The sequence below is a fragment of the Mobilicoccus caccae genome, assembly GCF_030161635.1.
In the GTDB taxonomy this organism is placed as follows: Bacteria; Actinomycetota; Actinomycetes; order Actinomycetales; family Dermatophilaceae; genus Mobilicoccus; species Mobilicoccus caccae.
Genome location: NZ_BSUO01000001.1, coordinates 3,975,507 through 3,997,897 on the forward strand (window position 1 = coordinate 3,975,507; position 22,391 = coordinate 3,997,897).

Genomic DNA, 22,391 nt, shown 5'->3' on the forward strand with positions numbered 1-22,391 from the left:
GAACCACGCAGGCGCGCCGCAGGCGGCCGGCGCCACGGCGCCCGCTCCCCATCCGAGGCCCTCAGCAGGTGCCGCCGGCCAGATCGACCGTTCGGAAAGAGGCGGCGTCCTCGCCGGCTCAGCGCGTCTCGGACCTCCCGCGGTCGTCGCCTGCTCGGTCCAGTAGTCGTGCGAAGCGAGTGCCGGGTTCGATGACGATCACGTCGGACCCGGTGACGACCTCGTGCTCGTCGAAGGCGGCCAGGACGTCGGCGATGACCTCGTGGGTGGCCTCGCGGGTCTCCAGCTGGGTCGCCCCGGACCAGAAGACGAGTTCGATGTGGACGGTGGTCGTGCCGACCTGCGTGAGGAGGGCACGGGGGCCGGTTCGTCGAGCACGAGCGGTTCGGCGCGCATGGCCTCCTCGGCGACGCGGCAGGCGCGGCGCAGGTCGGTGGCGTCGTCGACGTCGAGGCCGACCGTGGTGCGGACCTGCTCGAAGCCGGTCTGGACGGTGACGACCTCCGAGTGGAGCACCGCGTTGGGGATGAGCACCAGCCGCCCGTCGAAGGTGCGGATCGAGCTGGAGGTCAACCCCATCGAGACGATCGTCCCGCGATGGTCGGCGACGGCGATCTGGTCGCCGACGCGGAAACGGTCGCGTGCGAGCAGGACGATTCCGGCGAACATGTTGCCCAGCACGGTCTGGAACGCGATGCCGGCGGCGATGGAGACGACACCGACGCCGCCGAGGATGTCGACGGGCTTGACGCTGGGAAAGACGATGGTCAGGGCCGCGAGGACCGCGATGAGGACGGCGAGCCAGCCGGCGAGCCGGCCGAAGACGTCTGCGGAGGCGGGGCCACGACCGCGCCACAGCAGGCTGCTCCGGACCGCGGCGCGCAGCACGAACGAGACGAGGACGCCGGCGCCCACGGTGGCCAGCCCCAGCCCGGCACCGGCCAAGGTCACGGGTGGCAGGTCGAGGGCGATCATCCGGCGCCACCGTCGGTCCCGTCGACCAGTTCGCGGGCGCGGCGGATCGCGGGAACGTAACGCTGCGCCGCGGCGGTCTCGAGGTCGTCGAGCATGTCGCGCAAGCGGGCAGGGATCTGCACGGAGTCGGAGCCGTAGTGGGCGATCTCCTCGACGGCGAGCCGGATGTGCCCCTCGATCGATTGGGGATCGTGGACAACGCGGACCCGCCCGCCGGCGTCGGTGATGTAGGGGCTCGGTGACTCGCGGCCCACGAGGCGGCGCAGGATGCGGTGCAGTTCGTCGATGCACTGGGTCGCCGTCGTCGGGTCGTTGATGCCGGGGGAGAGCGCCCGCTCGGCGATGTCGACGAGCTGCCGGATGCCGAACGCGACGTCCTGACGCATCTGCCGCTCGGAGGCCAGGCCGACGTACGTGTACAGCTTCTCGCGGGACTCCTCATCGAGGGCGTCCACGCCCCAGACCCGGAGCATGTCCTGGCCCTCGGTGAGGAACTGCCCCACCGGGCGGTCGATCGTCACCACGGCGTCGTGCTCCGTCGCGAAGCTGACGAGGGCGTCGTAGTCGACGAACGTCAGCGCGCCGTGCCGCGTGCGCGTCGAGACGGCCACCCGAGGGGCGCCCGGATCGGGCGACCAGGTGGGTCCGGTCTCGACTTCTCCGTCGATCGCGTTCTCGGGGTACATCGCGTCGGCGAGATCCAGCGTGTGCTCGCCGATCCGGGAGATCACCTGCGAGACCTGGATCGAAGTCGTGATGTGGTGGATGAACGCGAGGAAGAGGCCGACGCTGGCGAGCACCAGCCCGAACGCGACGGTCACGGACACCTGTGGCACGAACGTTCCGGTCTCGCCGTAGTCGCCGCGCACCGCCCGCGTCACGGTGAGCGCGAAGACGAAGCTCGCGGTGAACACGCCGAGGGTGGCCTGCGTGATGCGGCTGTCGAGAAACCCCCGAGCGCGCGGGGGTGAACTGGCTGCTCGCGAGCTGGAGGACGACCATGGTGATCGAGAAGACGAGACCTGTCATCGAGATCATGCCGGTGGCGATCGTCCCCAGCAGGCCACGAGCCCCCGCAGGCCCGCCCTGGAAGACGTAGGGCACCTCGGTCTGCAGCCCCTCGTCGAGCAGGGGCAGCAGTACCCCGAGCAGGACCGCGCCCGTGGCGCACGCGACGGGAACGGCCCAGAACGGCCTCCACAGGTCCCGCCACCACGACGAGCCCTCGACGTTCGGGGTGCCCCCGCGGGCGCGCGTCGCCTCCGCGGTCTTCGTCATCGGGTTCCTCCTGCGAGCTCGACGTCGTGATGTCACGGACCCGAGCATCATGCCCGCCTCGACGACCCGACGCAGGGCAGCCCCCTGGTGCCGCGCGCGGTCCGGCGTCCTGGCGGGCATACTCGTCGGACAGCGACCGCGGGACATCATCAACCGCGGCCGAAGGAGGGAGTCGGCGTGTTCTTCGACGACTGGGCGGGCCTGCTCCGCGTCCTCGTCGTCGGCACGTGCGCCTACGTCGCCCTCATCGCGCTGCTCCGTGTCTCCGGCAAGCGGACCCTGGCCAAGCTCAACGCCTTCGACTTCGTCGTCACCGTCGCCCTCGGCTCCACCCTGGCGACCGTGCTGCTGTCCGCCGACGTCGCCCTCGCCGAAGGCGTCCTCGCCATGCTGCTGCTCGTCGCGCTGCAGTACGTCGTGGCCTGGCTCTCGACTCGCAGTCGCGCAGTCGAACGGCTCGTCAAGTCGGAACCGACGCTCCTCTACCGGAACGGGTTCCTCGCCGGTCCGATGCGCCGGGCTCGGGTCACCGAGGACGAGATCCGACAGGCTGCCCGTTCGAGCGGCAAGACCGACCTCGACGAGGTGTCCGCGGTGGTGCTCGAGACGGACGGCACCCTCAGCGTTCTGCCGGGTGTGCCGCACGTGTCGGAGCAGCGCCACCGTGGGCCCGGCCGGGTGGGGGACGAACCGGGGGCCTGACCCGGGTCTGCGACCGGGTCGGGGGCGGTCGAGGTCCACCTGCGGGAGGAACCCGTGTGCCCATGCGTGATCCCCGACGCGTGGACCCGGGTCAGCTCCGTCCTCGATCACCGCCGCCGGTGTCACCGCAGGGCGTAGCGGGAGTACACGATCCGGTCGGCGAAGCTCATGGACTCGAGCAACCGCGGGGAGGCGGTGAAGCCGGCCGGGAAGAGGCGCCGCCCCTCGCCCTGCACGACCGGGTAGGTGAAGAGGCGCAGTTCGTCCACGAGCCCGGCGACGAGGAGGGCGTGGCACAGGGTGATGCTGCCGGTGACGACGATGTCGCCTCCGTCGGTGTCCTTGAGCCGGGCGACCTGCGACACCGGCTCCCCCGAGAGGATCGTCGAGTTCTGCCACCCCGGGTCGGTGAGCGTGCGTGACACGACGTACTTCTCGACCGTGTCGAGGTAGCCCGAGATGCCGGTCTCGTCGTCGGCGTTCTGCGGCCAGTACCCGCGGAAGTCCGTGAACGTCTGCCGCCCGAGGAGGACGGCGTCGCAGGCGTCGTCCTGACGCCGCGTCTCCGCCTCCATGCGCGGGTCGTCCATCTGGGTCTGTGGGTCGAACCAGTCTCCGAGCATCTCGACCGCGCCGTCGAGCGTGATGTTCTGGGTGATCGCGAGCGTGCGCATGGAGCCTCCTGAGGGGAGCGTGTGCTCACAGCCCAACGCTGATCGCCAGTGAGGTCAAGGGGCGCCTCCCCGGAGGGAGCAGAGGGCCGGGTCAGGCGGGCGTGGCGACCGGCGTGGACCCGACGGCGGGGCGGAGACGTTCGCGAACGGTCGGTGGCATGGTCACCCGGCGCAGGATGACGTACTCGACCACGACCAGGTTGACCAGGATGGCCGCCCAGGCGCTCGTCGTGTAGATCTGATCGAACGGCAGGTCGGGCGCCACATTTCGTTTGAGGACCACGCCGGCGAGCAGGAAGACCCGCAGGGCCACGGCGCTGTAGGTGAGGGCGTAGTTGCGGGTCATCCAGATCCGATGGGCCTTGATCTGGCCGTGACGGATGCTCGTGTACCCGCGGTAGGCGGTGTAGAGCCACAGGACGGTCAGGAGCGCGAAGGCGACCTGGGCCGACAGCCCGCTCAGTGAGTAGAGCGCGGCGAAGAGGGACACCACCGCCGCGACCACGACCGACCCGAGGTAGACCCGCCCGACGATCCGATGCACGTGCGGTCGGCGGGCCCGCAGACGGGTCAGGAACTGCAGCGGGCCGAGTGCGAGCGCGAGCCCTCCGGGCAGCGCATGCACGGTGAGGGTGAGGGCGTGCCAGGCGACGTCGGGGTCGATGGGCACGCGGCTGGCCGCGGGGTCGCTGCTGAGGGTGGGGGGCACGGCGAAGGCGACAGTCCCGAGGGCGGCCAGCGCCATCACCGCCCAGGGCACCTGCCGTCGTCGTCGAGAGAGCGTGGTCGAGGGGTTGCGTTGCATGGCTGGCTCTTGGTGGGAAAACGCTGCTCGTCGACGTGCTGTTAGAGGCTCTAACAACTATGATGGTGCCTTACATCCGTGTGCGGCACAAGCCGTCGCGGCGAGTCGACCCACGATGGCGCGCTGCGATATCACCGCGACGGACCCACCCGTCGGCCACCGGCCGAGTCACCCGAGGAGGCGCCGATGCCCAGCGGACCGACCGCCAACCCGATGCGTGCGCGCTTTCGGGCACAGGTGCGCGACGACGTCAAACAGGCGGCCCTGAGTCAGCTCGCCACGGGTGGCGCTCAGGCGATCTCGCTCAATGCGATCGCCAAGGAGTTGGGGGTGTCGGGGCCGGCGCTGTATCGCTACTTCGCCGGACGCGATGAGTTGCTGACCGCGCTGGTCATCGACGCCTACCAGGATCTGCGCGATGCCCTGGCGCTCGCGCTCGACACCGTGCCGCCGTCGACGCCGCCCTCAGCGGCCCCAGCCGGCCCGGTCGCGCGTCTGGCTCGGGCCTACCGTCACTGGGCCCTCGCCCAACCGCATCGCTACGAGCTGCTCTTCAAGCCACCCATCCCGGGTTACGACGCGCATGCCGACGAGCTGGCGACCGCGGCCCGGTCGCTGATGGGCATCCTCCTCGCGGCGTTGGCCTCCTCGACCCCTGCGCTCGAGGGCGCGAGCGGGGAGACGCCGACTCGGCGGGGGGACCGCCGGTCTACTCGCATGACGCGGTCTTGGCCGAGCGCGGCGCGGGCAGTGCGCTGTTCGGCCTCGCTGTGTCGGTGTGGTCGTGTCTTCACGGCGTCGTCAGCCTGGAATGCGGGGGCAGTTTTGTGGCCATGCAGCTCGACACGGACGCCCTCTTCGACCGCGAGGTGGAGGCCCTGGTCGCCCGGGTCGACGCGAGCTCGACCGGGGGTGGGTGACCTCACCCGGCCGGGCGCAGATGTTCCCCGCACACCTGGGAGGCGGCGTGGGCGAGGGAGGCGAGGAACCCGGCGACGGCCGGGTTGAGACGTTCGTGGCGATGCAGCACGAGAACGTGTCTGCGGACCTCGCTCGCCTCGAGCGGTGCCACGCCGAGCCCCTCGCCGATGCCCCGGGCCAGCGCAGGGATGAGGGCGACGCCGAGGCCGCTCGCGACGAAGCGCCGCACGACGTCGTAGTCGTTGCTGCGCATGCTCACCTCGGGCACGAAACCGGCGAGGGCGCACAGCCGTTCCAGACACTGCGCGCCGGCGGTGTCGGCGGCGGTCGTGATCCAGGTCGCGTCCGCGAGGTCGGACCACGCGACGACCGCACGTCCGAGCAGCTCGTGGTCCTCGGGGACGATGAGCAGCAGGTCCTCGGCGAGCAGCGCCCGGGTCTCGACGTCGGCGGGGATACGGCGGGGGACGAGGTCGTAGCGGTACACGAGGGCGACGTCGATCTGCCCGTCGAGGAGTTGCGCGACGAGCTCGTCGGTCTCACCCTCCCCGAGCCGGATCTGCACCTGCGGATGCGCGGCCCGAAAGTGCGAGAAGGCCGCCGGCAACAACCGTTCACTCGCTGTGGGGAACGAGCCGACGCGCAGCGTGCCCAGACGCCCCTGCGCCATGGTGACGACGTCCTCTTCGAGCAGCCGCAGCGCGGTGAGGCTGTCCCGCGAGCGCTCGGCGAGGAGACGGGCCGTCGGCGTCGGGGTGATGCTGCGCGCCGACCGGTCGAAGAGCACCATCTTGAGGCTGCGTTCGAGCGTCGCGATCTGCTGGGACACGGCCGAGGGAGTGTAGCCGAGCTCGCGCGCCGCGTCGGCGAAGGACCCGGTCCGCAGCACGGTGACGAGGGTTTGCAGATGCAGCGGGTTGAGCATGGGCGAAGCCAACCACAGGTGTGGCCTTCCTCCTGCGGGATGACGGAGCAGTAGGCCGTCTGATCGATGCGCGTAGATCTGACCGAGGAAGGACTGTCGGCGGCGGGTGGCACGGTATTCCGCATCCGGAGTCTGGAGTCGCTGCGGTGTCCGGGCGGGTGGGTGGCTCGCGGTGGGGCGCCTTCCTCGGGGCGGTGAGAGGTGATGCGGGACGCCGTCGAATCACGCACGTACGCAGGCCCGCCTGGATTATCGGATGGTCCGGGCGGGCGCGTGGATCGCGCCGGTCGGAATGTGTTCGGGAGCAAGAGGTCTGGTGCTTGTCCACAGCGGCGGGGGCGGCCTGGAGTTATCAACAGGCAGGTCAGAGGGTTGTGAGGCGTATTTCTGTTCGATAAGATGCACGTATGACTACAGCCGCACCCACCACGATCATCGGTCCCGCCGATGATGCTGTCGTGGTGCAGGTGGAGCGACTCACCCGGGAGCTGGGTGACCTCGCTCGCGCCGTGGTGTCGATCCCCTCCGGCGACCTCGCGGCCGTGGCGGCGGCCGCATCGGCACTGGTGTCGGCGGCCGAGGCCACCCGGGCCGCGGTGGTGCTGGAGGCCTACCAGCGGGGCGTGATCGCCCAGTCCGACCATCCGCGGGTGGATCGGTGGGTGGAGCAGTCCAGCCGTGAGGGTGGCGCGCCGGTGGCTCGGGCGCAGGCCCGGCAACTCAAGGACGTCGCATCAGTGCCCGACGGGGGAGATCTGGCGGTGCTGCGCCGGGCGATCATCGAGGGGCGGGTGCCGATGGAGGCCGCGGCCACGGTCGCGCGGGTCTTTCGTCGGTGGCGCTCATCGATCGACTACGGCGACTGGGACGTGCTGCTGGAGACCCTCATCGGCTGGGCCGCCGAGGGGGCGGTGCGCCGCGAGCTGGAGGCCCTCGAGGACATGGTCATCGGGCAGTACGGCACCGCCGGCGCGCTGGACGCCGCCCACGAACGGGACTACCAGCGGCGCGAACTCACCGCCTTCCGCCGCGACCACGCCGGGATGCTGTGCGCGACGCTGCGCCTGGACCCGGCCTCCGAGGCCGTGTTCACCGCCGCGATCCACGCCACCTCCGCACCCCGTCCGGGCGATGACGGCGCCCTGGACGAACGCACGCCCGGTCAGCGACGCGCCGACGCGCTGCTGGCGCTGGTCGGGGGCGCGACCACCCCGTCCCGGGCGATGCCCGGCTCGGGATCCAAGGCCAGAGTCGTCATCACGATGACGCTGCAGGACCTGCTCTCGGGGATCGCCGACCACGCTGCGGGGGATTCCGCAGGCCATGGGGCTTTCGGTGGGCAGCGGGTCTCCACCGAGCGAGGCTATGGGAGGACCGGATTCGCCCAGGCGCTCTCACCCACCGAGGTGCGGATGCTGGCCTGCGACGCGCAGATCATCCCGGCCGTCCTCGGCGGCACGGGCGAACTCCTCGAACTCGGGCACACCAAACGGCTCATCACCCCCGGGCTGGGATACGCGCTGCAACTACGCGACAAGGGATGCAGCTTCCCCGGCTGCACGGCACCCCCGAGCTGGTGCGACGGACACCACATCACGCACTGGGCCGCCGGCGGACGAACCGACCTGAACAACCTCGCCCTGCTCTGTCGACATCATCACGTCGAAGTCCACCGCAAAGGACATACCGCCACCGTCGACGACGACGAAGTCCACTGGGTCAGATCCGACGGCACACCCATCGGCAACCGTCCACGCCCCGACACGCCCTTGGCAGGCACGGCATGAATGGCGTCGCGATGATTCGCGCCGTGCCGGAGGCGACGGTCGGGATCATCGCCCTGTCGACGTCCGGTGCTGTGTCGGGAGTGGTCGGCGGACGAGTCGGCCTGCCGTCTCCCCGAGCCGTCGTCCTGCCGTCGCCGTCGCCAGCGTTCGTTCGTCGATGTCGGACATCCCAGCTACGTGGACGGCGCGTCTCCGTGACGAAGCCGGTGCCCGCCGTCGTCCGGCGCGACGAACGTGCCTTCCCCGAGCATGTGCGGGATGCGCCCGGGAGTCCACGTTGCGACAGCCGGACGACGCCCGGCAGGGGCGGGTCAGCCGATGAGTCGGGGTTCGCCGACCTCGACGGCGGATTCGTCGAGTCCGTTGTCCTTGAGGATCTTGGCGAGGGTGCCGTCCTCGTGCATCTGCTTGATGTGGGCGTTGAACGCCTCCAGCAGGGCCGTGTTCTGCTTAGGCACGGGGAACGCGGCTTGGGCGGCCTCCTTCGAGGCGGCGACCGTCGGCTCGGGCTCGGCGACGCTGATCTTCATGTCGGGGTTCGTGGCCTTCTGAGACCCGAAGCTGTCGACGGCGATCGCGATCCGACCGGCCTTGAGGTCCTGGTTGAGGTTGACGGTCGAGGGGTAGATCTTGAGGCTCCCACCCAGGTACTTCTTGAGGTCGTCGACCCACAGGTACCCGTCGACCGTGCCGACCTGCTTGCCCTTGAGGTCGGAGATCTTGGAGATGGCCTCCTTGGAGGAGATCGCCATCTGGTCGAGGTACATGGGGTCGGTGAGGGAGACGATCTCCGAGCGCGCCTTGGTGCGGTACCAGTCCGGGATGCCGGTGTCGGCGCGACCGCTCTGCACCGTGGGGATGACGGCGGCGGGCGCCATCCACTTGGCCTCGATCTGCAGGCACTCCTTCTGCGCGATGTGCTCGAGGATGTCGGCGTCGACGCCCTTCATCCCGTCACCGTCGCGGGCCCCGAACGGCGGCAGGTCGTACCCCGCCACGGTGAGCTTGCCCTTGGTCACGGTCTCGAACGTGTGCTGAGGCGTGCAGTTCTGGCCGGCGGCGTCGTTCTGCCCACCACCCCCACACGCCGCGAGACCGGTCGAGATCAGCAGGAGGGAGGCGGCGGACAGCGTTGTCCTCGTGGGGCGCATGGGTTCGGGCCTTTCGTCAGGTGGAGCGAGAAACGGCGGTGGAGCAGAGACGGCGGTGCGTCAGAGGTGTCGCGACATGCGGGCGGTGATGCGGTCGGTGAGCAGGCTCATGGGGATGGTCACGGCGGCGTACATGAGTCCCGCGAGGGTGAGGACCGACAGGTACCGGAAGGTGGTCGAGCCGATGCTGTACGCGGCGCCGAGCAGCTCGGGCAGCGCGATCGTGTAGGCGAGCGAGGTCGCCTGGAAGATGAGGATGGCGAAGCCGAGCAGCGGTGGCACCGCGATCCGCAGGCCCTGGGGGATGACGACGTACCGCAGCGTGTCCAGGTGCGACATCCCGAGCGCGTCCGCCGCCTCGACCTCACCCGCCGGGACGGCCTGCAGGCCACCGCGGATGATCTCGGAGGTGTAGGCACCGGTGGTCAGGGCCAGGGCGATGACGGCCGAGACGAACGAGCTGAGGGTGAGCCCGAATCCGGGCATGCCGAAGTAGAAGATCTGCAGGACGACCAGTGCGGGGGTCCCGCGGCCGAGCTCGACCAGGGCGATGACCGCGGAGCGCAGGAGACCGTTCTCGCTGCTCGCGCCAAGGGCGAGCAGCAACCCGAACGGCAACCCCAGGACCAGGGAGGCGATCGTCACCTGGACGCTGGTGACGAGCCCGGTGCCGAGCGCGGGCAGATAGGTGAGCCAGTCGGCGAACATCAGCGGGCCACCTTCCGACGCATCCGGGAGTCGAGGGTGCGGGCACCCCACGCGCAGGGCACGGTGATGGCCATGTAGAACACGGCCGCGATGAGGTAGGGGGTCATCGGGTTGCCCGACTGCTTGGCCGCGCTGTCGGCGAAGAAGACGACGTCGGTGACGCCGATGGTGAACGCGATCGAACTGTCCTTGATGAGGCCCACGCCGTACGTCGCCGCCGCGGGTACGGCCTGACGCACGACCTGCGGGCCGATGACGTCGATCAGTTGGGCGCGCGAGCTCATGCCGAGGGCCTCGCCGGCCTCCCACTGGCCGTGGTGGATCGAGCTGAGACCGCCGCGGTAGATCTCGGCGAGGTAGGCGCTCGAGATGAGTCCGAAGGCGATGCACGCGGCGGGCAGCTCGGCGACGGTGATGAAGTCGTTGCCGATGCCGAAGTAGATGAGGAAGATCCACACAATGGGAGGGATGCCGCGCAGCAGCTCGATGAGGGCCCGCGCGAGCACCCGCACCACGACGAACCGGGACCGTCGCGCCAGGGCGAGGGGGATCCCGCCGCCCGCGCCGATCGAGAACCCGACCAGGGTGACGAGGATCGTGTACGGGATGCCCTGGGCGATCGCGGAGACGTCGTCGAAGATCATCGATCGACCACCGCGCGCAGGAACCGGCGGGTCCGTTCGTGCTGGGGGTCGGTGAAGACGGCCTGCGGGTCGCCCTGCTCGATGATCCCGCCGTCGGCCATGACGACGAGGGTGTCGGAGACGTCACGCGCGAACTGCATCTCGTGGGTGACGACGACCATCGTCATGCCCTCACCGGCGAGTTCGCGCATGACGGCGAGGACTTCGAGACCCACCTCGGGGTCGAGGGCCGAGGTGGGCTCGTCGAAGAGCATGACATTCGGGTCGAGTGCCAGGGCCCGCGCGATCGCGACGCGCTGCTGCTGGCCCCCGGAACAGCGCGCCGGGTACTGACCGGCCTTGTCCTGCAGGCCGACCCGCTCGAGCAGCGCCATCGCTCGCTCCTCCGCCTCGCCCTTGCTGCGCAGTAGGACCCGCATCTGGGGGAGGGCGACGTTCCTCAGCACCGTCAGGTGGGGGAAGAGGTTGAACGACTGGAAGACCATGCCGACGCTGCGGCGGAGGGCAGCGAGGTCCTTCTTGCTGAAGTCGGAGCCGACGTCGATGGTGTGGCCCTCGACCGTGATGGTGCCGCTGTCGGGGCGTTCGAGGAGGTTGATGCAACGCAGGAAGGTGGACTTGCCGGCGCCGCTGGGGCCGATCATCGCGACGACCTCGCCCTCGCGCACCGACAGGCTGACCTGGTCGAGGACCTTGTGGGCGCCGAAGGACTTGTCGACACGATCACAGTGGATCGCCGTGCCGGCGTTCTCCCGCCTGGGAGCGACGTTCATCGCTTCGACCTCTCGTCGGTGACAGGTGGCGACGGCGCTTGTGACCGCGGTCACGGCTCGTCCTTGATCCGCTCACCCTGCCCGACGTCGGGGAGTGGGCAACAGGTGTTCCAGGCCGAGCGTTTGTGGACCGCCCCGCCAGGTTCGCTAATGCTCGACCCGCCGGACCGGCGCTCGCGGGGCCCGGCGACGAGTCGTCACAACGACACCCGATGGCCGCGTCCGGCGACCGACGCGGCGTGCAGGATGGCCTCCGCGGCGGCGGCGTCCTGCACCCCGATGCCGACGCTGTTGTGGACGACGATCTGCTCGGAGCCCGTGCGTCCGGGGTGGCTGCCGGCGAAGATCGCGCCGAGTTCGACCAGCTCGTCGTGCGCGAGCACACCCTCGGCGTGGGCGCGCACGACCGAACCGGCCTGGGCCACGGCGATCTCGCGGTGGTCGACGACGACGAGGTCGGCCCCCGCCATGAGCGCGGTGGGCACCTCGGCACGGTCCGGGGCGAAGGACCCGACCGTGACGACCGTCGTGCCGGCGGCGACGTCCCCGTCGTCGAGGACCGGATCGAGACTCGTCGTGCACAGGGCGACGACCTGGGCGCCCGCGCACGCCTCACACGCCCAGTCGCAGGCGACGGTGGTCACGTCGAGATCGGCGAGGCGACCCGCGAGGCCCCGCGCCTCCTGTCGGTCCAGCCCGGCAATGCGCACCTCGCGCAGCGGCAGGGCATGGCTGATGAGCCGCGCGTGCGCCTCGGCCTGGACCCCGGTGCCGACGACCGCGAGGACGTCCGCCCCCGCCACGGCCAGGCGCTCGACCGCGGCCGCCGACGCCGCAGCGGTGCGCAGGGTGGTCACCGTCGTCCCGTCGAGTAGCGCAGCAGGAGTACCTGTCTCGGCATCGAGGACCATGACCACCGCCGAGATGCTCGGCAGGCCACGGCGGGCGTTGGCGGGCACCACCGAGCCGAACTTGCTGACGCTCGGGGCGTCCGGGGCGATCTTGGCGGCGTAGCAGAAGGTGCTCGACCCGCCGGGTCCGTCCATGAGGAGGCGCTCGGGCTGCTGGGCGACGCCGAGGCCGAGTTGGGTGAAGGCCCGCCGCTGGGACTCGATGGCGACCTCCGGCGGATAGAGCTCCGTGATCGTCGCGGCGTCGAGGACGAGCAGGCCCTCACCGGCGGGGCGGTCGGTGGTCGGGGAGGGGTGGGTGCTCATGGGTGTCCTTTCGGGCGGGCACGGCGCGTGTGGCCGTGACCGTAACCGCCCCACGCGCCCCGCGTCCTCACCCGCGCACACGGGGTCCGCGCCGGTGGAGCTCCCTGGACCCGCAGGCTGCGGAAATGCCGCCGAGCACCACGGATCCTCGGGCCAGGACCAGCATCCGGCGTCCTCACCCGAGGTGCCCGCGACGTCGACCACCGACGTCCCCACGCATCGACGGCATCGGAGGGCCGCCCCTGCCGATCCCGTTCATGCGCCCCCGAGGGTGACAGCATCAGCAACCCTGTCCCTGGAGTTACGACCTGGCGCCCTCGCCCCCCTGTCGCGGTGGCCGGGTGCGGTTGCAGGGTGTTTCCCAACGTCCCCGGCGCCGAGGCCGTGCACCGCACCCACGGCGCCGGAGACGATCAGCCGCCGCGACGAAGCGAGGACCGTGTGAGCGACACCGACCTGTTCGACCTCATGGACGACTGGGGCCCCGAGAAGATCGTGTGCGTCTCCGATCGCCGGACCGGGATGCGTGGCGTGCTCGTCATCGACAACACCGCCCGGGGCATGGGCAAGGGCGGAACGCGGATGAGCGCCACGCTGACCGTGGGTGAGGTGGCGCGGCTCGCGCGGACGATGACGTGGAAGTGGGCTGCCGTCGATCTGTTCTACGGCGGCGCGAAGGCCGGCATCCTCGGCGACCCGCGTCGCGCCGACAAGGAGGCCGTCCTGCGGGCCTTCGCGCGGGCGCTGGCCGACGAGGTCCCGGCGGAGTACGTCTTCGGCCTGGACATGGGGCTGGCCGAGGCCGACGCGGCGATCTTCGTCGACGAACTGCGTAGTCGCGGCGTGGCCACCGGTCTCCCGCGGGCCCTCGGCGGAACGCCCTACGACCAGCTCGGCATCACCGGGTACGGAGTCGCCGAGGCCGCACAGGCCGTCGCCGCCGACATCGACCTGCCCCTGGTCGGGGCGCGCGTCGTCATCCAGGGCTTCGGCGCCGTCGGTGCCGCGGCCGCCGCGCGCCTGTCCGAGCTCGGTGCCCGCGTCGTCGGCGTCTCCAACGCACTCGGCACGCTGGCCGACCCCGACGGCCTCGACGTCGCCGCGCTGACGGCCGACCGGGTCGTGGCCGGCGACGAGGCCCTGCGCGCCGCCGCCGGAGCCGGGGGCCTGCAGCACGTCGACGCCGCCCTCGACCTCGACTGCGACATCCTCGTCCCGGCCGCCCGCCAGGACGTGATCGACGCCGACGTCGCCGCCCGCACCAGCGCCCGTCTCGTCGTCGAAGGCGCGAACCTGCCGACCAGCGACGACGCCCGCCGCATCCTGCACGACCGCGGTGTCGCCGTCGTCCCCGACTTCATCGCCAACGCGGGCGGGATCATCGCCGCCGCGTACTCGATGGACGCCCGCACCTCGGCGTTCGTCGTCGACACGGCCGAGGTGTTCGCGACCGTCTCCGAGAAGCTGCGCGCCAACGCCGTCGAGGTGCTCGCCCGCTCGCGCCGCACCGGCGCCACGACGCGTCAGGCCGCTCTCGACATGGCCCAGGCCCGGGTGCTCGCGGCCATGGAGCTGCGTGGCCAGTGCCCGGCGGCCGCCGTCTCCCGGGTGGGGGCCGCGTGAGCTTTCCCATCGACACCCACCTGCGCACGGCACTCGGTGAGCTGACACCTCGGGTCCGGGTCGACTCGAACGTCGACTCGAACGACGTCACCGACGCCGAGCTGTCCGCGCTCTTCGACGTGCAGTGCACCAGCCGCCACCTCGACTTCGCGGCCCGGCTGCTCCAGCAGCGCGGTGAGGGGTTCTACACGATCGGGTCGGCCGGGCACGAGTCCAACGCCGTCGTCGCGATGGCGACCCGACCGACCGACCCGGCGTTGCTGCACTACCGCTCCGGCGGGTTCTACTGCGCCCGCGCGACGCAGGTGCCCGGCATCGACGCCGTGGATGACCTGATCCACAGCTTCACGAGTTCGGTCGAGGACCCCATCTCCGGCGGCCGGCACAAGGTGTTCGGACGCGCCGAGCTGGGGATCATCCCGCAGACCTCGACAATCGCCTCCCACCTGCCGCGGGCGATGGGACTGGCCTTCGCCCTCGGACGCGGCGTCGGGCGCGGCGAGGGCACCTACCCCGCCGACGCGATCGTCGTCACGAGTCTCGGCGACGCCTCGGTCAACCACTCCTCCACCGTGGGGGCCCTCAACGCCGCCGCCCACTCCGTCCACCAGGGCGTGCCGATGCCGCTGCTGGTGATGTGCGAGGACAACGGGATCGGCATCAGCGTGAAGACCCCCGCCGGGTGGACGCAGACCATGCTGAGGAGCTGGCCGGGCATCGAGGTCGTGGACGCCGCGGGCGACGATCCCGCGCGGGCCCTGGTGGTGGCGCGCGAGGCGGCGCAGCGGGTGCGACAGACGCGCCGGCCGGTCATCCTCCACCTGCGCACCGTGCGCTTCATGGGTCACGCCGGCTCCGACGCCGAGGTCGCCTACCGCAGCAGCCGCGACATCGAATCCGATTACGCCGCAGACCCGTTGCTCGCCACGGCCCGGGAGCTCGTCGGCCGCGGCGCCCACACGCCCGCGGAGCTCCTCGACCGCTACGAGGCCACGCGCACCCGCGTCCTCGCGCGCATCGAGCAGCTCCTGCCCGTGCGTCGCCTGACCACCGCCGCCGAGGTCATGGCCCCGCTGGCCGTCGGTGAGGCCACGGCCGCCGCGGTCGGCGCCTGCGACACGGCCGCCGACGCCTCCGTGCGCGAGGACGCCTTCCGAGGCCGCCTGCCCGAGGCCGCCGGCGCGCTCACGCTCGCGCAGTCGATCAACGCGACCCTCGCCGATCTCCTCGCCGCCCAACCCGCCGCGACGGTGTTCGGTGAGGACGTCGGCGTCAAGGGCGGCGTCTACGGCGTGACCCGCGGACTGCGGCGCGCGTTCGGCGCCACCCGCGTCTTCGACACCCTGCTCGACGAGGAGTCCGTCCTCGGCACCGCGCTCGGCCTCGCGCTCGCCGGGGGCCTGCCCATCCCCGAGATCCAGTACCTCGCCTACCTGCACAATGCCGAGGACCAACTCCGCGGCGAGGCGGCGACCCTGCGGTTCTTCTCCGACGGGCGGTACGCCAACGGCATGGTCGTCCGCATCGCCGGGCTCGCCTACCAGAAGGGCTTCGGAGGGCACTTCCACAACGACAACTCCCTGGCGGTGCTCCTCGACATCCCCGGCCTGCTCGTGGCCGTGCCGAGCAGCGCCGCCGAGGCGCCCGGGCTGCTCCGCGCGCTCGCCGGGGCGGCGGTACAGGACAGTCGGGTCGGCGTGTTCGTCGAGCCCATCGCGCTCTACCACACCCGTGACCTGCACCCCGGCGACGGCGCCTGGACCGCGCCCTATGTGAGCCCCGGCTCCGGCGAGCACTCCCACGCGCGGCTCGGCCGCGGCACGACGCACGGCGACGGTGAGGACGTCCTCGTCGTCACCTTCGGCAACGGGGTGCCGATGAGCCTGCGCGCCGCGGCCCGCGTGGCCGCCGACGGAGGTCCGCAGGCGACCGTCCTCGACCTGCGGTGGCTCGCGCCCCTGCCCACCGAGCACCTCCTGGCCGAGGCCGCCCGGTTCGATCGTGTTCTCGTGGTCGACGAGACCCGCCGCAGCGGAGGCGTCTCCCAGGCCGTGATCACCGCGCTCGTCGACGGCGGATACGGCGGAATTCTCCAGCGGGTCGCCGGGGAGGACAGCATCATTCCCCTCGGACCCGCCGCGAACACCGTCCTGCTGTCGGAGGACACCATCGTCTCCGCCCTGCACGCGACCCCTACTGCAAAGGAGCAGTCATGAGCACAGCGGTGCCCTCTCGTGCCGACGTCGTCGTCATCGGCGGCGGCGTCGTCGGCCTCGCGACCGCCTACGAACTGGCCAAGAGCGGCGCCGGTGAGGTGGTTCTGCTCGACTCGGGCTCGTTCGGTGCGGGGTCCACGTGCAAGGCTGCGGGCGGCGTCCGCGCGATGTTCTCCGACGAACTCAACATCCTCCTCGGCAAACGCTCGCTGGAGGTCTTCGAACGGTTCGAGGAGTTGTACGGCCAGGACATCGACCTCCACCAGGTCGGGTACCTGTTCCTCCTGGACAACGAGGACGACCTGCGCGACTTCGAGGCGGCCGTCGCGCTGCAGAACTCCCTCGGCGTCGACTCGCGGATGATCGACGTCGCCGAGGCCGAGCGGCTCTCGCCCTACATCTGTACCGACGGGCTCCTCGGCGCGGCGTTCTCACCGCGTGACGGCCACTGCACGCCCGAATCGGTCGTCCTCGGGTACGCCGGCGCGGCACGTCGGGCGGGGGCCACGCTCGTCCCGCACTGCGCCGTGACCGGGGCCGAGGTGCAGGACGGCCGGATCCGCGCCGTCGAGACCGCCGCGGGTCGCATCGAGACCGGCGCCGTCGTCTGCGCGGCGGGAGTGTGGTCGCGGCCGGTGGGCGAGTGGTTCGGCGTGGACCTGCCCGTAGAACCGCTGCGCCGGCAGCTCGTCATCAGCGAGGCCGTGCCCGACCTACCCCCGGACACCCCGTTCACCATCGACTTCGCGACGTCGTTCTACTTCCACAACGAAGGTCCCGGACTGCTCATCGGCATGTCGGACCCGCACGAGACCCCCGGGTTCAAGATGTCCCGCGGAGAGGACTGGCTGCCCGGCCTCGCCGACGCCATCGAGCGCCGCGCGCCGTCCCTCGCCGACGTCGGCATCAGCTCCGGCTGGGCCGGTCTGTACGAGATGACCCCCGACCACAACGGCCTCGTCGGCGAGGCGTGCGACGTCGACCGATTCTTCTACTGCACCGGCTTCTCCGGGCACGGGTTCCTGCTCGGACCCGCGCTCGGTGAGGTCATGGCCGACCTCTACCATCGCCGGACCCCGTTCGTCGACATCGGCGGCTTCGACGTCGGCCGGTTCGCCCACGAGAACCGGCCCGAACGCAACTGCGTCTGACCGACGCCCGACCACCGCACCCCCAGCACCCGATCCGCACGAGGAGCATCCCCATGACGCAGTCTTCGACGTCCCGCACGACCCTGCCGACCGCCGAGGACCTGATCGACCTCGCGCGCACCCACGCCGCCGCCTGCGGTGTGGACCTCGCCGAGCTGGACGGTGACGTGGAGGGGCGCTCACCGATCAACGGCGCCGTGACCTCCCGCACCACCGCCGCCAGGCCCGACGACGTCGACGCCGCCGTGCGTGCGGCCGGTGAGGCCTTCCTCGCGTGGCGTGAGGTGCCCGGGCCGGTGCGCGGCGCCGTCGTCAAGCGCCTGGGTGAGCTGCTGACCGAGCACAAGGATGACCTGGCCGCCCTCGTCTCGATCGAGGCCGGCAAGGTCACCTCCGAGGCGCGCGGTGAGGTGCAGGAGATGATCGACATCTGCGACTACGCCGTCGGCCTGTCACGGCAGCTCTTCGGTCGCACGATGACCTCCGAGTGTGGTTCCCCCGGATCGTGGAGGGCTTCGGGCTACGCGGCGTCCGGGACGGACGCTGCGGTGGACTGCTCGTAGTTGACCGGTGACATCATGCCAGCCGCGCTATGCCGGCGTTGGTGGTTGTAGAATCCGTAGGCCCAGTCGATGACCAGGGCCCGGGCCTGGGCTCGGGTGTCGAACGCCTGCCGGGACAGGACCTCCCACTCCAGGGAGGAGAAGAACGCCTCGGCGGCGGCGTTGTCGAAGCACGACCCGACCCGGCCCATCGACTGGCGGATCCCGAGGTCGGCGCAGAGCCGGGTGAACGAGGTCGCCGTGTAGGTCGAGCCCCGGTCGGTGTGGAAGATGACCCGGTCGGACTCGTCCTCGCGCCAGATCGCCTCCTTGCCGCCGCGAGCGGTCACGGCCATCTGGATCGCCGCGCACGCCAGGTCAGCGTCGGGGTGGGCACTGGTGGCCGCGCCGAGCAACCGGCGCGAGTACAGGTCGATCACGGTGGCCAGGTACAGCTTGCCCTCGGCCGTGGGGATCTCGGTGATGTCGCCGACCCACTTGCAGTTCGGCGCCGGCGCGGTGAAGTCGCGACGCACCAGGTCCGGGAACTTGGGTGCGGTCTTGTCCTGCCTGGTCAGGCCGCTGCGCCGCTTGATGACGCGGGCGACCAGGCCTTGGCGGCGCATCGACTCGGCGACCGTCTTCTCGCTGATCTGCCAGCCAGCCTCGCGCAGGTCGGCGTGCAAGCGCGGTGAGCCGTGCAGGCCCTTGGCGTTCTTGAACGCGACGCGCACCGCGCGGTCGACGGTGTCGCGGCGGCGGTCGGTGTCGGTGAACAGCCCGCTGGCAGCGCCGGGACCGTCGGCGCGCTTGATCCACTTGTAGAACCACGCTTCGGAGACTCCGAGCAGCGAGCAGACAAGGGCGTGTGGCACGGCGTAGTTGGTCCTCTGGTCGGCGATGAAGCGTGCCACGCTCACTTCGTCGCCTCCTTCACCCACAGGACCACGGATCGCTTGAGGACATCACGCTCCATCCGCAGCTCGGCGACCTCGGCGCGCAGCCGTTTCAGCTCCTCGTAGTCGTCCTTGGACAGCTCTCCATGACCCTCGCGTGCGGCACGGGCGCGTTGGACCCAGTTGCCCAGCGTGCCCTCGTTCACGCCAAGATCGCGAGCGACCTGCGCGATCGGCTTGTTCGTCTCCTCGACGATCCGGACCGCTCCCTCACGGAACTCCCGGTCGTACTTCTTACGCTTCTCTGGCATCTCGATCCCTCATTGTGGATGCCTCTACGCTCCAGGGGAACTTCAGGTCGCCGGCAGATCTGGGTTGAGTCGTGCAGGCTCTCTTCAAGCCAGGCACCCGGGCCCGCGCCCAGACGGCCGGCCCGGCAGTTCGAATCAAGGACACCAAGGTCAATAGCGTTCAGAGCCAGGGCCGACCGATCGCCCCTGCTCGCGAGGCCGAGGCGACGTGCATAGCCAAACACCCAGATCGGGTTGGTCGTGCGCAGGTGGATCCAGTGCTCGGCCGGGTAGTCGTAGAACGCCAAGAGCACGTCGAGGTCCTCGGTGATCTTCGCGGCCGCCTTGGGCCACTTCGCACCGTAGTCGGCTACGAACGCCTTCGCCGCGGCCTTCGCGTGGTCCTTGTCCTCGGCGTTCCAGATCTCCGCCAGCGCGGCCTTCGCGCCCGGGCTGGGCCGACTTCGGCAGCACGTTGAGGACGTTGGCGATCTTGTGGAACCAGCAGCGCTGCTCACGGGCCTCGGGGAACACCTGCCCGAGCGCGGCCCAGAACCCGAGCGCGCCGTCGCCGACCGCGAGCACCGGGGCGCGCATGCCACGTCGCTTGCAGGAGCGGAGCAGGTCGAGCCAGGACTCGGTCGACTCGCGGTGCCCGTCGTCGAGCGCGATCAGTTCCTTCGAACCGTCGGCACGCACGCCGATCATCACCAGCAGGCACACCTTGTCCTGCTCCAGGCGGACCTTGAGGTGGATCCCGTCGACCCACACGTACACGTAGTCGGTCTCGGAAAGGGACCGCTTGTGGAACGCGGCCGCCTCGTCTTGCCAGTCCTTCGTCAGGCGGGTGATCGTGGCCGCGGACAGGCCCGCACCGGAGCCGAGGAACTGGGTCAGCGCCGGGCCGAAGTCGCCGCTGGACAGGCCGTGCAGGTACAGCAGCGGCAACACCTCGGCAACCTTCGGCGACTTCCTCGCCCAGGCCGGCAGGATCGCCGAGGAGAACCGCTGCCGCTGCCCGGTGCTCGGGTCGACGCGCTTGTCGTTGACCCGCGGTGCACGCACCGGGATCGCGCCCGCCGCCGTGGTCACCTCCCGCGACCCGTGATGACCGTTGCGCACCACCAGCCGCCGACCCGCCTCGTCGACCTCGTCGACGAACGCGTCGATGTAGACAGCGACCTCGGCCTGCAACGCTGCCGCAAGCATCTGCCGAGCGCCGTCCCGGACGATCTCATCCAACAGCGAACCACCGGCCGACTCGTTGGACGCCGAAGCGTCGTGAACTACCTTGAGCATGGATGTACCTTCCCGAGCCGGCGCGCCAACGCCGACCCCGATCCGAACTTGAGCATGGACTTCGATCTTGCTCGGGAGGTACGTCCACCTCACGTCACCTCGCCGAGCGCCATCCACAGGTTCTGATCATTGCTCAGACGCGTGGCGCCGGTGGGCAGTACGGTGTTGAGAAGGTGATGGGCGAAGCAAGGAGGAGCGATGCAGGTCCTCTACGTCGTCGAGTTTTCTGTTACTCCACGCCACGCCGACGTTGCTCCGTACAGAGCAACTCTGGACAGCGTGACCTCGTGGCTCACGTTCCTCGCTAGTCGTGAACTTGACCGCCAGCTCTTGGAGTCCAGCGGAGATATGGCGCTCTCTCCCAACCTGGTAGGTGCATCACGCACCGCTGTCTGGGAAGTCGCGGGTACGGACGACGTCAAGGCCGTCAGGGTGGAGATTCGTGACGACAGCCCGGATTCGGGAACGGCGTTCGTCACTCGGGTGACCGTAGGACAGACTGGTGCCGCGACGACAGTCCGAGTGTCGATGGCTCGCGAAAGCTCACCGATCTGGCTATCTCCAGCGCCGGCAGCCGACATTCGGCAGCCGGGTATCGTGCGGTCGCTGTTGGAGAACGATCAGATCATCCTCTCGATTGTGGGGCAGGAGCAGGACGCGCGTTACATACAGGTCCGGACCGATGCTGAAGTCCGTACGCTCGCTTCCGCGATCCAGAAGCCGACGCGCCTGCCAATCCTCTTGATTCACACCCGAACGTTGCCTGCACTTGCGATGGCGCGCCAGGTCGCGGGCAAGCTAGTCGGCCTCGTGCGTGTCGTGACGCTCGACTACCGCGCTTCGAGGGCGCTTGATGTAGATCTACCTGGATACGCGCCACCGCGAGCAGGTGCACGCTTGATCTGGAGTGACCCGTCCGCACGCAGCATCACGTTCGACGATTCGAGGGTGAACGCTGACGATCCCGACATCCTCCGCTCTGACCTCATGCGCCTGCTCGCGCCCGTCTCGGTCCTTGCTCGCGGACTGGACCACGCGTACCGCGAGGCGAGGCGCGCAGAGATCGCTGACCGGGATCGTGATGCGAGAGCCCGCGCCGAACAGGCAGCCGCAGAGGGCGATCTGGTCGCGGAGGCCGCAGCTCTACGCGCTGAAGTCTCCGCCGCTCGTGCTAGCGCCGAGGAGTGGCAGCGACTCGCAACTGACGAGGAGCAGCGTGCCGACCGGTTCCAAGCCCAGGCAGGAAAGGTGTCTGACCTGGAAGCACAGATCGAGCAACTCACCATTGCGTTGCTTGCGATCCCGCCCTCCTCCGAGCAAGACGACACTGCGGAGACCGATCCGTGGGACGGATTGCCGGAACTTGTCAGCGGCGACAGCGACAGTGCAGAGGATCTATTCCTTCACCTCGAAGATGCATCCTCAGGCCGCATCGCCTTCACCGATCGGGCAGCGTCAACGTGGAAGAAGTGCAAGTACCCATTCTCTGACGAGATGACTGAATGCCTGGTCAAGCTCGCCCGTGTGGCAGCAGCGCTCTATGACGGTACCGAACGAAGCTATCCGCACCTCGACACCTGGATCAGGGACGAGTTCGACCTCAAAGTCTCACTCCAGGACGACACGATCGAGAAGAACTCGAAGATGCGCTACTTCGACTACGACGGCGCGACCCACGACCGAACTCCACACGTGAAGGTCCGCGACCATGCCCCGCCATCACAAGTCGGTCGTATTCATTTCGCACTCCACCACGAAGGACGTCGCTTGATCGTCGACCACGTCGGACTGAAGCTCTACTGACTCGGCCAGAC

General features: G+C 70.0%; 19 protein-coding genes and 3 pseudogenes. 9 read left to right on the plus strand and 13 right to left on the minus strand.

From position 1 onward, the window contains the following. Positions 1 to 198: 198 nt before the first annotated feature. Together QQK49_RS19585 and QQK49_RS23455 are read right to left on the minus strand one after the other, a co-directional pair. Positions 199 to 975, minus strand: a complete 777-nt coding sequence (locus QQK49_RS19585) for a mechanosensitive ion channel domain-containing protein (RefSeq protein ID WP_284305453.1) — start codon at positions 973 to 975, stop codon at positions 199 to 201. Continuing rightward, positions 972 to 2,403, minus strand: a pseudogene (locus QQK49_RS23455) (DUF2254 domain-containing protein). Before QQK49_RS23455 ends, QQK49_RS19585 begins: the two are co-directional and overlap by 4 nt. Before the next feature lie 27 nt (positions 2,404 to 2,430). Here QQK49_RS23455 and QQK49_RS19595 point away from each other — a divergent pair. After that, the gene (locus tag QQK49_RS19595) at positions 2,431 to 2,955 is read left to right on the plus strand and encodes a DUF421 domain-containing protein (protein ID WP_284305455.1); all 525 of its coding nucleotides are present in this window, start codon (positions 2,431 to 2,433) and stop codon (positions 2,953 to 2,955) included. Between the two features lie 122 nt (positions 2,956 to 3,077). Here the strand turns inward: QQK49_RS19595 and QQK49_RS19600 are convergent, their stop codons facing one another. Both QQK49_RS19600 and QQK49_RS19605 read right to left on the minus strand, forming a co-directional pair. Next, the gene (locus tag QQK49_RS19600; protein ID WP_284305456.1) at positions 3,078 to 3,629 is read right to left on the minus strand and encodes a dihydrofolate reductase family protein; all 552 of its coding nucleotides are present in this window, start codon (positions 3,627 to 3,629) and stop codon (positions 3,078 to 3,080) included. 91 nt (positions 3,630 to 3,720) lie between these two features. Beyond that, the gene (locus QQK49_RS19605) at positions 3,721 to 4,434 is read right to left on the minus strand and encodes a DUF2306 domain-containing protein (protein WP_284305457.1); all 714 of its coding nucleotides are present in this window, start codon (positions 4,432 to 4,434) and stop codon (positions 3,721 to 3,723) included. A 213-nt stretch (positions 4,435 to 4,647) separates the two neighbouring features. Here QQK49_RS19605 and QQK49_RS23460 point away from each other — a divergent pair. Beyond that, positions 4,648 to 5,073, plus strand: a pseudogene (locus QQK49_RS23460) (TetR/AcrR family transcriptional regulator); the annotation flags it as partial. An 89-nt stretch (positions 5,074 to 5,162) separates the two neighbouring features. Continuing rightward, a complete protein-coding gene (locus QQK49_RS23465) occupies positions 5,163 to 5,354 on the plus strand; it encodes a TetR-like C-terminal domain-containing protein (RefSeq protein WP_431310601.1) in 192 nt (63 codons plus the stop codon). A gap of 2 nt (positions 5,355 to 5,356) precedes the next feature. On the opposite strand, the gene QQK49_RS19615 is transcribed toward QQK49_RS23465, so the two are convergent. Further along, on the minus strand, positions 5,357 to 6,280 hold the full coding sequence (locus QQK49_RS19615) for a LysR family transcriptional regulator (protein WP_284305458.1): 924 nt from the start codon (positions 6,278 to 6,280) through the stop codon (positions 5,357 to 5,359). A 407-nt stretch (positions 6,281 to 6,687) separates the two neighbouring features. On the opposite strand from QQK49_RS19615, the gene QQK49_RS19620 reads away from it, so the two are divergent. Continuing rightward, positions 6,688 to 8,067 carry an HNH endonuclease signature motif containing protein gene (locus tag QQK49_RS19620; RefSeq protein WP_284305459.1) on the plus strand — a complete coding sequence of 460 codons (1,380 nt, stop codon included), beginning with the start codon at positions 6,688 to 6,690 and terminating at the stop codon, positions 8,065 to 8,067. Positions 8,068 to 8,378: 311 nt separating this feature from the next. Here the strand turns inward: QQK49_RS19620 and QQK49_RS19625 are convergent, their stop codons facing one another. From QQK49_RS19625 to QQK49_RS19645, 5 genes are all read right to left on the minus strand, one after another. After that, a complete protein-coding gene (locus QQK49_RS19625; RefSeq protein WP_284305460.1) occupies positions 8,379 to 9,218 on the minus strand; it encodes a substrate-binding periplasmic protein in 840 nt (279 codons plus the stop codon). A 60-nt stretch (positions 9,219 to 9,278) separates the two neighbouring features. Next, the gene (locus QQK49_RS19630) at positions 9,279 to 9,926 is read right to left on the minus strand and encodes an amino acid ABC transporter permease (protein WP_284305461.1); all 648 of its coding nucleotides are present in this window, start codon (positions 9,924 to 9,926) and stop codon (positions 9,279 to 9,281) included. Further along, positions 9,926 to 10,570 (minus strand): amino acid ABC transporter permease, encoded by a 645-nt coding sequence (locus QQK49_RS19635; RefSeq protein ID WP_284305462.1) that lies wholly within the window; start codon positions 10,568 to 10,570, stop codon positions 9,926 to 9,928. Before QQK49_RS19635 ends, QQK49_RS19630 begins: the two co-directional genes overlap by 1 nt. Beyond that, the gene (locus QQK49_RS19640) at positions 10,567 to 11,343 is read right to left on the minus strand and encodes an amino acid ABC transporter ATP-binding protein (RefSeq protein WP_284305463.1); all 777 of its coding nucleotides are present in this window, start codon (positions 11,341 to 11,343) and stop codon (positions 10,567 to 10,569) included. The genes QQK49_RS19635 and QQK49_RS19640 overlap by 4 nt, the downstream gene beginning before the upstream one ends. 197 nt (positions 11,344 to 11,540) lie before the next feature. Continuing rightward, positions 11,541 to 12,560 (minus strand): ornithine cyclodeaminase family protein, encoded by a 1,020-nt coding sequence (locus QQK49_RS19645; protein WP_284305464.1) that lies wholly within the window; start codon positions 12,558 to 12,560, stop codon positions 11,541 to 11,543. A 441-nt stretch (positions 12,561 to 13,001) separates the two neighbouring features. Here QQK49_RS19645 and QQK49_RS19650 point away from each other — a divergent pair, with 441 nt between their 5' ends. The 4 genes from QQK49_RS19650 to QQK49_RS19665 are packed head-to-tail and all read left to right on the plus strand — an operon-like array spanning position 13,002 to position 18,113. Further along, on the plus strand, positions 13,002 to 14,183 hold the full coding sequence (locus tag QQK49_RS19650; RefSeq protein ID WP_284305465.1) for a Glu/Leu/Phe/Val family dehydrogenase: 1,182 nt from the start codon (positions 13,002 to 13,004) through the stop codon (positions 14,181 to 14,183). Continuing rightward, positions 14,180 to 16,399, plus strand: coding sequence for a thiamine pyrophosphate-dependent enzyme (locus tag QQK49_RS19655; RefSeq protein ID WP_284305466.1), 2,220 nt, complete (start codon positions 14,180 to 14,182; stop codon positions 16,397 to 16,399). Before QQK49_RS19650 ends, QQK49_RS19655 begins: the two co-directional genes overlap by 4 nt. Further along, a complete protein-coding gene (locus QQK49_RS19660; protein WP_284305467.1) occupies positions 16,396 to 17,550 on the plus strand; it encodes an NAD(P)/FAD-dependent oxidoreductase in 1,155 nt (384 codons plus the stop codon). Before QQK49_RS19655 ends, QQK49_RS19660 begins: the two co-directional genes overlap by 4 nt. Positions 17,551 to 17,603: 53 nt before the next feature. Continuing rightward, a complete protein-coding gene (locus QQK49_RS19665; RefSeq protein WP_284305468.1) occupies positions 17,604 to 18,113 on the plus strand; it encodes an aldehyde dehydrogenase family protein in 510 nt (169 codons plus the stop codon). Here QQK49_RS19665 and QQK49_RS19670 read toward each other — a convergent pair. The 3 genes and pseudogenes from QQK49_RS19670 to QQK49_RS19680 form a co-directional block, all read right to left on the minus strand. Then, positions 18,071 to 19,006 (minus strand): IS3 family transposase, encoded by a 936-nt coding sequence (locus QQK49_RS19670; RefSeq protein WP_284305469.1) that lies wholly within the window; start codon positions 19,004 to 19,006, stop codon positions 18,071 to 18,073. The two genes, QQK49_RS19665 and QQK49_RS19670, sit on opposite strands and share 43 nt — an antisense overlap. 2 nt (positions 19,007 to 19,008) lie before the next feature. Beyond that, positions 19,009 to 19,299, minus strand: coding sequence for a transposase (locus tag QQK49_RS19675; protein WP_182818941.1), 291 nt, complete (start codon positions 19,297 to 19,299; stop codon positions 19,009 to 19,011). A 149-nt stretch (positions 19,300 to 19,448) separates the two neighbouring features. Beyond that, positions 19,449 to 20,577: pseudogene (locus QQK49_RS19680) on the minus strand (IS256 family transposase); the annotation flags it as partial. Positions 20,578 to 20,775: 198 nt separating this feature from the next. Between QQK49_RS19680 and QQK49_RS19685 the strand changes: the two are divergent. Next, positions 20,776 to 22,380, plus strand: a complete 1,605-nt coding sequence (locus tag QQK49_RS19685) for a hypothetical protein (protein ID WP_284305470.1) — start codon at positions 20,776 to 20,778, stop codon at positions 22,378 to 22,380. Positions 22,381 to 22,391: the final 11 nt, after the last annotated feature.

What these genes read in the sequence shown, in the direction of transcription:
- QQK49_RS19620 (WP_284305459.1), top strand. Translation starts at nt 6,688, where the DNA reads ATGACTACAGCCGCACCCACCACGATCATCGGTCCCGCCGATGATGCT.
- QQK49_RS19630 (WP_284305461.1), bottom strand. Translation starts at nt 9,926, where the DNA reads ATGTTCGCCGACTGGCTCACCTATCTGCCCGCGCTCGGCACCGGGCTC.
- QQK49_RS19600 (WP_284305456.1), bottom strand. Translation starts at nt 3,629, where the DNA reads ATGCGCACGCTCGCGATCACCCAGAACATCACGCTCGACGGCGCGGTC.
- QQK49_RS19665 (WP_284305468.1), top strand. Translation starts at nt 17,604, where the DNA reads ATGACGCAGTCTTCGACGTCCCGCACGACCCTGCCGACCGCCGAGGAC.
- QQK49_RS19625 (WP_284305460.1), bottom strand. Translation starts at nt 9,218, where the DNA reads ATGCGCCCCACGAGGACAACGCTGTCCGCCGCCTCCCTCCTGCTGATC.
- QQK49_RS19675 (WP_182818941.1), bottom strand. Translation starts at nt 19,299, where the DNA reads ATGCCAGAGAAGCGTAAGAAGTACGACCGGGAGTTCCGTGAGGGAGCG.
- QQK49_RS19685 (WP_284305470.1), top strand. Translation starts at nt 20,776, where the DNA reads ATGCAGGTCCTCTACGTCGTCGAGTTTTCTGTTACTCCACGCCACGCC.
- QQK49_RS19605 (WP_284305457.1), bottom strand. Translation starts at nt 4,434, where the DNA reads ATGCAACGCAACCCCTCGACCACGCTCTCTCGACGACGACGGCAGGTG.
- QQK49_RS19645 (WP_284305464.1), bottom strand. Translation starts at nt 12,560, where the DNA reads ATGAGCACCCACCCCTCCCCGACCACCGACCGCCCCGCCGGTGAGGGC.
- QQK49_RS19640 (WP_284305463.1), bottom strand. Translation starts at nt 11,343, where the DNA reads ATGAACGTCGCTCCCAGGCGGGAGAACGCCGGCACGGCGATCCACTGT.
- QQK49_RS19615 (WP_284305458.1), bottom strand. Translation starts at nt 6,280, where the DNA reads ATGCTCAACCCGCTGCATCTGCAAACCCTCGTCACCGTGCTGCGGACC.
- QQK49_RS19660 (WP_284305467.1), top strand. Translation starts at nt 16,396, where the DNA reads ATGAGCACAGCGGTGCCCTCTCGTGCCGACGTCGTCGTCATCGGCGGC.
- QQK49_RS19585 (WP_284305453.1), bottom strand. Translation starts at nt 975, where the DNA reads ATGATCGCCCTCGACCTGCCACCCGTGACCTTGGCCGGTGCCGGGCTG.
- QQK49_RS19635 (WP_284305462.1), bottom strand. Translation starts at nt 10,570, where the DNA reads ATGATCTTCGACGACGTCTCCGCGATCGCCCAGGGCATCCCGTACACG.